This is a genomic window from Paenibacillus sp. FSL L8-0663, from assembly GCF_038008125.1.
Lineage (GTDB): Bacteria > Bacillota > Bacilli > Paenibacillales > Paenibacillaceae > Paenibacillus > Paenibacillus polymyxa_D.
Genome location: NZ_JBBOYM010000001.1, coordinates 5469388 through 5481050 on the forward strand (window position 1 = coordinate 5469388; position 11663 = coordinate 5481050).

At 45.8% G+C, this 11663-nt stretch carries 12 protein-coding genes; 3 read left to right on the forward strand and 9 right to left on the reverse strand.

The window, feature by feature from the left end; genetic code table 11:
- Positions 1–78 precede the first annotated feature (78 nt).
- Positions 79–1620, forward strand: coding sequence for a family 43 glycosylhydrolase (locus MKY75_RS24230; RefSeq protein WP_340886810.1), 1542 nt, complete (start codon positions 79–81; stop codon positions 1618–1620).
- Between the two features lie 94 nt (positions 1621–1714).
- Here MKY75_RS24230 and MKY75_RS24235 read toward each other — a convergent pair whose 3' ends face one another.
- The 5 genes from MKY75_RS24235 to MKY75_RS24255 form a co-directional block, all read right to left on the reverse strand.
- Positions 1715–2425, reverse strand: coding sequence for a GntR family transcriptional regulator (locus MKY75_RS24235; protein ID WP_029518770.1), 711 nt, complete (start codon positions 2423–2425; stop codon positions 1715–1717).
- Positions 2426–2632: 207 nt separating this feature from the next.
- Positions 2633–4042, reverse strand: coding sequence for a glycoside hydrolase family 1 protein (locus MKY75_RS24240; RefSeq protein WP_049817047.1), 1410 nt, complete (start codon positions 4040–4042; stop codon positions 2633–2635).
- Positions 4043–4114: 72 nt separating this feature from the next.
- Entirely contained in the window at positions 4115–5443 is a 1329-nt protein-coding gene (gene celB, locus MKY75_RS24245; protein WP_340886811.1) for a PTS cellobiose transporter subunit IIC, read from the reverse strand.
- A gap of 84 nt (positions 5444–5527) precedes the next feature.
- Positions 5528–5860, reverse strand: a complete 333-nt coding sequence (locus MKY75_RS24250; protein ID WP_013312602.1) for a PTS lactose/cellobiose transporter subunit IIA — start codon at positions 5858–5860, stop codon at positions 5528–5530.
- Positions 5853–6170 carry a PTS sugar transporter subunit IIB gene (locus MKY75_RS24255; RefSeq protein WP_029518773.1) on the reverse strand — a complete coding sequence of 106 codons (318 nt, stop codon included), beginning with the start codon at positions 6168–6170 and terminating at the stop codon, positions 5853–5855. The genes MKY75_RS24250 and MKY75_RS24255 overlap by 8 nt, the downstream gene beginning before the upstream one ends.
- A 318-nt stretch (positions 6171–6488) precedes the next feature.
- On the opposite strand from MKY75_RS24255, the gene MKY75_RS24260 reads away from it, so the two are divergent.
- Together MKY75_RS24260 and MKY75_RS24265 are read left to right on the forward strand one after the other, a co-directional pair.
- Positions 6489–7202, forward strand: coding sequence for an SAM-dependent methyltransferase (locus MKY75_RS24260; RefSeq protein ID WP_340886814.1), 714 nt, complete (start codon positions 6489–6491; stop codon positions 7200–7202).
- Between the two features lie 194 nt (positions 7203–7396).
- Positions 7397–8512: a WG repeat-containing protein gene (locus tag MKY75_RS24265; RefSeq protein WP_340886817.1), complete on the forward strand. Its 1116-nt coding sequence runs from the start codon at positions 7397–7399 to the stop codon at positions 8510–8512.
- A gap of 72 nt (positions 8513–8584) precedes the next feature.
- Here MKY75_RS24265 and MKY75_RS24270 read toward each other — a convergent pair whose 3' ends face one another.
- From MKY75_RS24270 to MKY75_RS24285, 4 genes are all read right to left on the reverse strand, one after another.
- Positions 8585–9022: a hypothetical protein gene (locus MKY75_RS24270; protein ID WP_165145680.1), complete on the reverse strand. Its 438-nt coding sequence runs from the start codon at positions 9020–9022 to the stop codon at positions 8585–8587.
- Positions 9023–9271: 249 nt separating this feature from the next.
- Positions 9272–9430 carry a hypothetical protein gene (locus tag MKY75_RS24275; RefSeq protein ID WP_340886818.1) on the reverse strand — a complete coding sequence of 53 codons (159 nt, stop codon included), beginning with the start codon at positions 9428–9430 and terminating at the stop codon, positions 9272–9274.
- Between the two features lie 9 nt (positions 9431–9439).
- Positions 9440–10006 carry a hypothetical protein gene (locus MKY75_RS24280; RefSeq protein ID WP_029518788.1) on the reverse strand — a complete coding sequence of 189 codons (567 nt, stop codon included), beginning with the start codon at positions 10004–10006 and terminating at the stop codon, positions 9440–9442.
- A 13-nt stretch (positions 10007–10019) separates the two neighbouring features.
- Positions 10020–11531, reverse strand: a complete 1512-nt coding sequence (locus MKY75_RS24285; RefSeq protein WP_340886820.1) for a DUF4153 domain-containing protein — start codon at positions 11529–11531, stop codon at positions 10020–10022.
- Positions 11532–11663 lie beyond the last annotated feature (132 nt).

An 11663-nucleotide genomic window follows, 5' to 3' on the forward strand; every position in this document is an offset into this window, starting at 1 on the left:
TGGGATAAAATCGAAGATGAGGTGCCGGACAAGCCGTTCCGGCCCATCCTATCCGTGTTAAAGGAGGCAGATGATATCGTGAAGTGGATCCACAGCAGCAAATGGTTAGCCGCATGGATTTGTATCCTGTTCGCAGTGTCCAGTGCGGGTCTTCAACCCGACGCAGCCCATGCCCATACAACAGGAGTTACGCAAGCAACCTACGGGACCGAAGTGAACCAGGCGCTGAATGGTTTGGACGTCGCCAATGCCGAACTATCCCTGAGCGCAACAGCAAGCACGGCCATTACGAACGGAACGGATTGGAAAGACACCGCAGGTAACCCCATTCAGGCGAACAGCGGTAATATCCTAAAAGTAGGTTCCACTTATTATTGGTACGGCGAGCACGCCGAAAACTGGAAATTTGAAAAAGTGAATGTGTATACCTCAACCGATTTGAAAAATTGGTCCTTCCGCAGCACTATTCTCACCAAAGGTTCCGCCCCTGAGCTAAACTCGAGCAAAATCGAACGTCCCAAAGTCATCTACAACAAAACCACCGGAAAATATGTACTATGGGCGCACTATGAAAATGGCACGGACTACTCCCTAGGTCGTGTAGCCGTCGCTACCAGCGATACACCCGACGGAAACTTTGCCTACCAAGGCAGCTTCCGCCCGCTGAATTACGAATCTCGTGATATGACGGTGTTCACGGATACTGACGGTAGCGGCTACCTTATTACAGCTTCCCGTAAAAATGGCGGCGCCAACGATACGATGGCGATCTTCAAGCTGACAGCCGATTATACAGGCGTGCAGTCGTTTGTTGGCTGGATTTTTGAAAATGGCTATCGCGAAGCTCCAGCTGTTGTGAAAAAGAACAACACCTACTACCTGTTCACCTCGCAGGCATCCGGCTGGTATCCGAATCAGGGCGCTTACGCAACCGCCAGTTCCATGACGGGAAGCTGGTCTGCTCTATCGCCCTTCGGTGATCCGGCGGCTTATGGATCGCAAATCCACTCCATCGCCACGATTACGGGTAGCGCGGGAACCAGCTACATCTATATGGGCGACCGCTGGAACCCGCTCAATCTGAGCGACCACAAATTCATCTGGTTGCCACTAACTCTGAATGACGCCAACAAAACAGCAACCCTGAACTGGTACAGTAGCTGGGATCTGGATGCTGCCACAGGCACAGTAATTCTACCGTCCCTTGTGAATCATGCACAGGGCAAAACAGCGACTGCTAGCTCAGCCGCATCCGGTTCTCCAGCTTCACTGGCGAACGATGGCAACGCCCAAACCTCGTGGAAGGCTACTTCCGCATCCTGGCCTGCATGGTGGCAGGTCGATTTGGGCAGTTCCAAGACCATCCGCGAAGTGGGTATTTCATGGTTTATGTACAAAGGATCTGAAGCGTATTATAAATACAAAATTGAATACAGCATGGATGGAGTCAACTACTCCACGATTGATCGCACAGGTAATACCACATATGGTTTTACCAGTGACAAAGTCAATTTTCAAGCTCGCTACGTGCGAATCAACCTTGTAAATGCAGTGCTATTCAATAATCCGAACAACTGGTATACCCCGACAGTGCATGAAGTCAGATTGCTTGGCCATTAACTTGCTTCATTAAAAAGAACATGACAGGAGAATCCCATTTCAAATAGGCTTCTTCTGCCATGCTTGCTTTACCACCTGTTTCGTACTCATTCGCTCAACGTATCCGATTTACTGTGGTAAACACAAATTTATCATACCGATGCCGTGAGAATGAGTATTCAAACGGTATACCCGTATCCAGATAACCTACCTGCTCAATTTCTAAAACCGGATCATCCACACCACAGTCCAAATACTCCCAATCTAGCTCAGTCGACTTGGACGCGCGGATGGTACGATGTGAACTGACAATATTAAGGCCCAGCTCCTCCTTAATATGTTTGTACACTGAGCCGTGCAACACCTGCTCGGTAATACCGCTGATCAGCTTGGTAGGCATGTATGTGCGCTCTATCACATAGGGCTCGCCCTCTACAATACGCAGACGGACGACATGATACACAGGAGAATTGGCATCAATAAATAGATGCGCCGCTACCTCTTCAGATGGAAATTGAACGTCAAACGCTATGATTTTACTTTTGATTTCTTTCCCGCGCAGTACGTTTGTCAGCCCCAGCATTTCATTCACAACGACATTAACCGGGACATTGTAGACCGATTTGACGATAAAGGTTCCGTGTCCTCTTTTACGATTCAACAGCCCTTCCGACACCAACGTATCCAATGCCCGCTTAATCGTCATCCGACTTACCCGGAACTCACTGGCCAGTGAAATTTCATCGGGAATCGGATCATCACTGCTATAGGTCTTATCTATAATACGCTTCTTGACCTCTTGTGCAATCCGTTCGTATTTATTCATCTGTCTACCACCTGTACTAAAATTTGTTTTATGTCAGCATTTTACCAAAAACATCGGTAGCGCTGGTTCTTTTGGTTCTGCAGGCGGGGACATCGAGGTATTACGGTATAAGTAAGTATACCGAACAATATACTTTCTCACCAGCAGTATACAGAGTAACTTGGCACGGTGATAAAAAAAAGGCGGTCCAGAGGACCACCCACCACCTTAGAATCCGTTATTTTCGATCACTTGTTTGAACCAGTGCCCACTCTGTTTAACGGATCTTTTGCCGCCGTCCTGAAGATCGACAGACACAAAACCATAGCGATTCTTATAAGCATTCGTCCAGGACCAGTTGTCCATAAACGTCCATAAGTGATAGCCTTTCACATTGGAGCCCTCCAAGATGGCCCGTTGAACCCATTTGAGATGCTCACGGATAAAATCAATGCGATAGTCATCATGGATCATGCCGTGCTCATCCCTGAATTTTTCCTCGCCTTGAACACCCATCCCATTTTCTGAAATGAAGCATTCAATGTTGCCGTAATTCAGTCTGACATTGGTCAGAATGTCGTAAATGCCCTTCTCATAAATCTCCCAGCCCCGCATCTCATTCATCTTACGGCCAGGCATAGCGTAATAATCGAAGAATCGTTCCGGCACAAAAGGCGCATCTGGATTCGGCAGACTTTCGCGGGCCTTGACTCTGCGAGGCTGATAATAGTTAATCCCCAGCAGGCCCACCGTGCCTTGACGTATAATCTCCCGGTCCCCGTCTTCCATCAGCGGTACAAAGCCCTCTTGGCGCAACAGTTCCACGAGCAAAGGGTTAAATTCTCCCGTCACAGATGGGTCTAAAAAGGAACGGTTAAAGAACGCATCGCATATTTCAGCAGCCTGCACGTCTGCCGGGTGCTGACTACGCGGATAGGTCGGCGTCAGGTTCAAAATAATTCCGATTTTGCCCTTGTAGCCTCCCTCTTTGTATGCCTTAATGGCACTCGCGCTCGATAACAGGGTATGGTATCCCACCTGTACAGCTTTACCGAAATCCACTTCATTCGGATAATGGAAATCGTACAGATAGCCGCCTTCCACTGGGACAATCGGCTCATTATGCGTAAACCATTTGGCCACACGATCTCCGAATAGCCCAAAGCAAGTGTTAGCGTAATCTACGTAAGCTTCGACCGTCTCCCGGTTCACCCATCCTCCTTTTTCCTGTAAAGCCATCGGCAAATCAAAATGATACAAACTCACAAATGGCTCAATCCCCGCCTGATGCAACTCTGCAATGACGGCATTATAGAAATCAACCGCCTTCTGGTTCATCGCACCCCTTCCCGCTGGAAACAGACGCGACCAGGAAATAGAGAACCGGAAGGAGTTGTGACCAAGCTCTTTCATGAGTGCAATATCTTCTTTGTAACGGGTATAGAAACGGGACGTTTCGCCAGGTCCAACCCCGTCATAAAAACGGTTCGGCTCCTGCTCAAACCAATAATCCCAAATGTTCGGTCCTTTGCCGTCTCCCTCCATGGTTCCTTCTGTCTGGGTAGCCGAGGCCGATGAGCCCCACCAGAAGTCGGATGGAAAACGGTATTGAATGGTTTGCTGCTCGATATCTTTCATTTCGGTATGATTCACAGCTCTACTCCTCTCTCTTTTGCATGAATAAGCTGCTAATCCAGCAGCTTATTCACATTACATTCCAACAGTTTGATCCTTACCTGCAATGGCTGCTTGGTTAAGCTCCTCTTCCTGCTCTTTACGAACGTTCATCCGATCAATAAATTTCAGGAATGGGAACCAAATGACAAAAACGACAGCCATATTAAACAACTGCAGTACGCCTCCCATTAGAGATCCCGTAGCCATCATTCCACTAAAGAACAACGGCATCGTCCAAGGGACCTGTATTCCGTTAGGCGGTGGTACAAGCCCGGTGGACATCGCGAAGTAAGTAATCAGCGTAACGATCATTGGAGCAATGACCCATGGGACAAAAATAAGCGGATTCATCACAATCGGCAAACCGAAAATGACGGGTTCATTGACATTGAACAGACCTGGTCCAATGGCCAACTTACTGACCTGCTTCAATTGCTTGCTCTTCAGGAAGATCAGAATCGTGAGCACGACTGCCAGTGTCATACCTGTACCACCGATACCTACGGTATAAATATCCACAAACTGCTTGGTGATAATATGCGGCAGTTCCGCTCCTTTGGAGTATGCTTCATAGTTTTCAAGTGCCAGCGTATTCCAGATCGGCTCCATAACCGAGTTGATAATGATTTGACCATGAAGACCAAAGAACCATAAAAGCTGAACAAAGAAAATAGCAATCAATGTAGGGATAATGCCACTGCCCAAATGTACCAGCGGTGCCTGTACGGCATGATAAATCAGATCATGCAGGTTATTATGAAGGGTCAGTGTAACTACAACATTAATGATCAAAAATATGCCCAATGTAATACATGCCGGAAGCAAAGCGGCAAATGACTTGGCAACTGCCGGCGGAACGCCTGGAGGCATTTTGATAATAATGTTCCGCTGTGTCACTCTTCGGTAAATTTCACCAGCTATAAAAGCAACGATCATGCCAAGGAACATGCCTTTGGCCCCAATCCGATCCAACGGAATGACACCAGCAATCGTGGCACCGCTTTCTTGTGTCAGCACAAACGGGGTGAGCATCAAGAAGCTGACCAACGCGATCATGCCGCCGAATATGGGCTCGACCTTATAACTTCGGGATAAATAATAGCCGATCCCGACAACCACGAATAAGGTCATGATGTTCAGTGTGGCACTCGGCGCAATGTTCAGCAGACTGTTAAAAGTTGTATAGTTGCCGTCGCCCATCCACCCTTTTAGAAACGGCAGATTGATAATAACGACGATGATGGAGCCAAAAACTGTTAATGGAAATGACAACATAAATGCATCACGTAGTACAGTAAGATAGCGGTTGTTGTTCAGTTTACCGGCAATAGGTATCAGTATCCGGCTTAATTTCTCAAACAAAGCCTATTCCTCCCCGCGAAGTGACTTGCATCAATAGGGTTGCAAGCTTTTCATGTCCTCAATTTCACATACTTATATGTTTCGTTATAAATTTCTGGATTTGAACAGCTCCAGCAATTCTAGAACCAGGTCTTTCATGGTAACCGTGGACATCAGATGATCCTCGGCATGCATCAGAAGGAGCGAGAAGGGAGTTTGGGTACCTCCCGCTTCCTTCTTAACCATTTGAAAATGGATATCATGTGCAGCACGTAAATCCTGCTTGGCTTGTTTGAGCAGTTCGTCCGCACCTTCTACATTCTCATTTCGGTATTCGGTCAGCGCCTGAATTACTTTACTGCGAGCGCTTCCACTATGAAGAATAAGTTGGAAACTAATCTGTTCTTCCGTCAGTTCAGCTATATTGACTTTATCCATTTTTGCGTTCCACCAGCTTCACGGCCTGTTCATAGGCTTTCTTACCGTCAACCATTCCGTAGGCCATCATGTCGATCACTTCTACGTGAATACCATATGGAGCTGCTTCCTTTTCCAGTTGTCCTTTCAGAAAACTCATTTGTGGTCCAATCAATACCGCGTCAGCCTTAGCCATGTCTTCTGCCGCCTGATCTTGACCTACTGCCCAAATTTCAGCCTCGTCCCCAATGGACTTAGCATATTCCTGCATCTTAGTAACCAGCAAACTTGTAGACATACCTGAGCTGCACGCCAGTAAAATTTTTTTCATGATTATTCCTTCCCTTCAAGGTATTATTGGATGTTAAGTACTAGAAAACGTTTACAGCGTAATTATAAATCCAGTCTTTTGATTTGTCTATACATTTAGGTTATATGTATAGACTTTTTTTAAAATGACACGACTTCTCCACTTTTTTTCTTGAAAATGAACGTGATCTCTTATCTTTAATCTCTCAATAGAATCGATTTTCACAATAAGAGGTTCTGCCAAATGATATGTTATTCGATTCTGTAAAATGTTAACATGAGCTTACGGAGTAAACTTGGTTGCTCCTCCGTAGCCAAAGAATAGCTGAGGTGAGAAGAGATGAGTAGAGATGAGAAGAGTCAAAGTAAAACCAAGCAAGAGTTAGACCGGGTCGTGTTCATCGGCCGCACGTTTGAGGAATACGTCCAAATGTTCAATTTGCACATTCCTGAACTTGTAGGCAAAAAGATTTTGGACTGTCCTGCGGGAGCATGTTCCTTCACCGCTCTGGGCACCAAAGCCTCGCTGGATATCACCGCAAGTGATATCGCCTACGACCACAAGATTGATGATCTGAAACGCAAAGGCCTATTGGATATTGAGCATGCAATGGAAACGCTAGAACGTGCAAAAGATAATTATGTTTGGAGCTGTTATGGAGATGTGCAAGGGCTTAGCGAGCAGCGCCATCAAGCACTGCAGGATTGCACGCAGGATATGAGGAAGCACCCAGAACGCTACGTTGCTGCGGTACTGCCGGAGCTTCCCTTTGAAGATGAACAGTTTAATATCGTGCTGTCTGCCCATTTTCTGTTTATGTATAGTGATCGACTCGACTATGAGTTTCATAAGAATACGGTACACGAACTGCTGCGAGTGGCTTCAGAGGAAGTCCGCATTTTTCCTCTGACCGATTTAACGGGAACTCGTTACGATCTGCTAGATCGTTTGATTCTTGGGCTGGAGGCAGAAGGCTTACGGGTGACAGAGGCCAAGGTTCCGTATGAGTTTATGCGTAACGGCAACTCTCTGTTAAGCATACGAAAGATATAGGGCAGGTTTAGGTGTAGAGGGGGCAAGCGATTAGCTTGCTCCCTTTCTGGTTATCGAGATGGAAATTAGAAAAATTTAGAATATTAAGAAACATTCCTACATTTTTATCGTCTATATTATGGAATACCTTACGTATGAAGGTAAGATTTTTCGAAGCCCGAAGTTAAAAAATCAACTCACAAAGGAGCTTATGCATGTTAAAAAAGTTAGGATTAGCTGCATTGATTCTGGTTACTAGCCTCTCTGTTATTGGAACAGGCTGGGCCGCATCCGGCACAACAACCATTGAAGTTTCTAAAACTGCTCTGGATTACAACGTTGCTCGCCCGCTGAGCGATGGTGCTTTTCATGATGGCTTATTGGCTGCTGAAACATCTGCTGGAAACCTCGTGTATTACAATACCAAAGGAGAGAAAGCTTTCTCACTTCCCGCCGAGCTTAAACCCATTGGTGATTTTCATGAGCAGCGAGCCGTAGTCAAAAATACAAAGACCAATCTCTATGGATACATTAACACCAAAGGGACACTGGTCATCCCTTGCCAATATACCGAAGCCAATTTCTTTTCCGAAGGAAAAGCCAAGGTTACCATAGCAGACACCAAAGAAAATGCAATTATAGATCGAACGGGAAAAATCCTTTCTCATTTTAAAGAAAATGTGGATTCAGAATATATATTTACGGACGGTCTGGCTCTTGCCTACGCCCCCAACACTGGCAAGATCGGTTTTGTGAATGCTTCTGGTCAACTAGCGATTCCTTATAAATACAAATACAGCCGTGGTTTCTCGGATGGCTTGGCTATTGTTCAAAATAGCAAAGAGCTCTACGGGTATATCAATACAGCAGGGAAAGAAGTCATTCCTCTTCAATATAAATCTGGCGGAGACTTCTCGGAGGGATTGGCCCCGGTGCAAAATACCAAGGGGAAATGGGGATTCATTAATAAACAGGGGAAAGTCGTGATTCCCTTTAAATTTACGGATGCTCAGAACTTTAGTGAAGGCCTGGCGAGTGTGAAAAATGTAAAAAACGAAGTCGGATTTATTGATAAAAACGGAACGCTGGTCATTAAATATCAACATAAATATGATGTTACCTCTCCGTTCAAAGAAGGCTTTGCTTTAGTCGGTAAACAAACACAATCATCCGTCTCAGACGGCAAATTTGGCTACATCAATCGTCAAGGGCAACTGCTGACTAAACTTGAGTACAGAGCGGAATCCTCCTCCTTCTCCAATGGCTATGCTGTTGCTTTTATCAAGCCAGGCAAAGCTTTCATTGTATCTAAACATTCCGTTTCAAAATAAAAAAGACGACCCCGGAAACAGATCGAGTGATCTGCTTCCGGGGTCATTAAATTTCCAATATATCGAATATAATTAGTCGTGTGTGTAGAATTTCACTCCAGGCAGATCTGCTGCCACCCACGAATAGTTAATGGTGTTACTGTTATAATTCTTGGTCCCCGCCTGAGCAACCTGTACTTCTTTCAAAATCGTAATCGATGAACCCTTCGGTCTGACAACGACTACATGACCATGTCCATCCTCTTTTTTGATCCCGATCGTAGGATACCCGAGATTGGCTCTTTTTTGAGCATCCTGAAAGGTTACAGAGTACCAGCCCGGCGCTTTTTTATTCAGTAAAGCATCAGCCATTTGATTGGCTAAGCCGCTTGGCAAGGGTGCCGACATCGCAGACATCACGTCTTGAGCGAAAATATTACATTTCGTTCCACCTACTGGCGAATACTTCTTGTTCGTTTCTACCTTAAAACCGTCAATTACAGATGCGTAAGTACTTGCACTTCTAGCCATTGAAATTCCCCCTGAATATAAGTTGTAGAGGAAATGAACGGAGTCGCTTGAACATCTGAATGGCTCCACATTCAATTGATGTTGGCCTCCATTCCCTCTCAACTATTAGGGTGATTTCCGGCTTACCTTAACAACGCAATACCACGGAAAATTAACTTATTTTTATTTTCTATTTAAATTTAAATTCCATCTACAGTGATGGCACGGCCTTCTGATCCATTAGGTTGAGAAAATAAAACGCCTTTCTCGTTAATCATCACTTAACTGAAGGCTTTCTTCACTGATTACGGTTGGAACGATAAGCTCAGGAGTAGTCGCAGGCTTAGCTTGTGTTAAATAGTCTGCTGCCCCCACCATCAGAGCAATGCCGATAAATAGCACGATCCAATTACGATTCTTTTTTATCATCTGTACCTCTCATTCTTCACTCCGCCCGTTCAACCACTTGAACCAATGGAGCAGATGACTGAATCGGTATTCATGCTGCAAAGCATACGTCCATACTTCTGGCTCTTCGCCGGGCTCCTTCCAAACGAGCATGGAAAAGTGACCTTCTTCCTCACTCGCAACCGACAGCAGTGAAAGACGATCATCCCCGAATCGGTATGGAGCCGATTCCACCCAGTAATTCCGCATATCGCTGATCCAGCTGCGGAACTGCTCTGTACCTGCGATCCGCAGCACCTCATCCGGCAGGAGCAGGTGCTCGTCGATGTCCTTCCAATCCCCCGCATATCGGTACCGCGCTGCCAGCATCGGACTGAGCGGTCGGGTTTTACCCGGGGCCAACGTAGGCATATAGGCGACGGGAACGACCGGACCGATACTCTGGATAGCATAAGACCGAGCTTCCTCCTCACTCATTCCGTAGGACATCGCCTCCGCAAGAAAATGGTTTCGTCTTACACCAAATTGATGCTGATACTGTGACATCTCATCCTGTAGCTCCAATACCATACCCTCCACTGTATCTGTTCCGATCATTCCCAAACACCTCTCATTCCAAAATATAGTTGTGCAATTCTCGTTGCGCTCGATACTTTGCCCAATTGAATTCAGACCAAGCCGATTCTTCTCTCGTCATGCTCGTCAAACGGGCTTGTAAAAACTCATCCAGCGCTCCATGTTCCTTACGGCTAAAGTCAATCAGCAGCGGAATCGCGTCCGCCGATAGCTCACTCAAATATTCCTTATCTATCACCGATGTCGTGCGATACCGTTCGAGATTATTTTCAGCAATCCGTATATCAATGCCCACATAGTTCACGACGACATAGGCGACCAGAGCGAGTACAATATAATATTTCGCCAACGGCAGTTGACGGAAATAAATGCGCATTGCTGCAATAAGCAGTAGCAAGCCCAGAAAAATCATAAACGCGTGTACCAAATAGCGGGTGTACGTATAGCCGTATGCTTCTTCGTACATAACCAGCCGGGTATATCCCGAATACAGCATCACACCCGAACAACCCACGAGTATGTACAGCAGGCCGCTGTTCATTTTTTGCACTATACCTGAGCCAAATTCAGTCCACTTCAATACACTGATCATCAGCACAAAGTTGATACCTGTTACCATAACCAGCTCCCCGAATCCTCTTCTCGCATATTCGGCATACGAGGTTCCTTCGGGCAGAGCACCTTCCCATGCACCAAACAAATATCCGAACTGCAACACGACGAACACAACATACACCAAATTCATGACAATCAGCACCGTAGCGGTAATTACAGGATCAAACTTGATCGCCACCGGCTCGTGGTAAGGTACTGTTGATGACTGAGTTTCTCTCTGCGTATTACGCGGAGCAGGCTGTACAAATCCCCACAAATAACAGAAGAAACAGAAGGTAAAAAAGCAGGTCCAGATCAGCCGCGGCAAACCACTCCCAAAGGACAGGGTTCCGATCCATTCGGGTACCCCAGCTAACAACTTTTCGAACATCCCATCCGCCGAAGCCAGCAAAGATATGATAATGAACAGTAGCGGCAAGGCAATAAGTAGACCGATTATCACTTTACCCAATACACGCTTACGCTCATCCTTTACATTCCGAAAGGCTGCCGTCTTAAACATTCGAAACGGAGTCACGATATGGCGAAAATTTTGATAAAACCAATGGCTTAGCGCCTGACCGATAATACCGACTTCCGACCAGCCATGCCTTTTTTCCCCGAACAGCAGCACCATATGTACGCTAATCAGAGCAGGTATAGCCAGGGCATTCAACACATAGAAGATCGGGTTATTGAACAGCGCGTATGTCAATGCCAGCATGAAAATGATCACAAACAGCAAGCGCCCTATCCATGATCCCAACTGGAAACGGTCTCGATTAAAGGCATACATATAGGCGTAAAACCCAATAACAAAAATTGGCACAGACACGCCCAGCCCATGTCCGAAGAACAGATATTGATGAACCAGCGCCAACACAATTGCGCCAGCAAAAGCGGACAGAAACGACGTTTTCGGCAAAGACGTTCCATTCATCTTGTCATGCATGGTAAATACCTCCACAAATATGCTTTATAACCCTTATTGTAGATGATAAAATAAGAAGATAAAGAGAAATTAATTCAAACAAAATTTCCTATTTTATAAAAGTGGCCACGCTTTTAATCAAATATAGGGGAA

Coding starts and splice junctions, on each gene's coding strand:
- MKY75_RS24235 (WP_029518770.1), bottom strand. CDS start 2,425: ATGAATAAATACGAACGGATTGCACAAGAGGTCAAGAAGCGTATTATA.
- MKY75_RS24240 (WP_049817047.1), bottom strand. CDS start 4,042: ATGAAAGATATCGAGCAGCAAACCATTCAATACCGTTTTCCATCCGAC.
- MKY75_RS24250 (WP_013312602.1), bottom strand. CDS start 5,860: ATGGATAAAGTCAATATAGCTGAACTGACGGAAGAACAGATTAGTTTC.
- MKY75_RS24255 (WP_029518773.1), bottom strand. CDS start 6,170: ATGAAAAAAATTTTACTGGCGTGCAGCTCAGGTATGTCTACAAGTTTG.
- MKY75_RS24260 (WP_340886814.1), top strand. CDS start 6,489: ATGAGTAGAGATGAGAAGAGTCAAAGTAAAACCAAGCAAGAGTTAGAC.
- MKY75_RS24265 (WP_340886817.1), top strand. CDS start 7,397: ATGTTAAAAAAGTTAGGATTAGCTGCATTGATTCTGGTTACTAGCCTC.
- MKY75_RS24270 (WP_165145680.1), bottom strand. CDS start 9,022: ATGGCTAGAAGTGCAAGTACTTACGCATCTGTAATTGACGGTTTTAAG.
- MKY75_RS24275 (WP_340886818.1), bottom strand. CDS start 9,430: ATGATAAAAAAGAATCGTAATTGGATCGTGCTATTTATCGGCATTGCT.
- MKY75_RS24280 (WP_029518788.1), bottom strand. CDS start 10,006: ATGATCGGAACAGATACAGTGGAGGGTATGGTATTGGAGCTACAGGAT.
- MKY75_RS24285 (WP_340886820.1), bottom strand. CDS start 11,531: ATGCATGACAAGATGAATGGAACGTCTTTGCCGAAAACGTCGTTTCTG.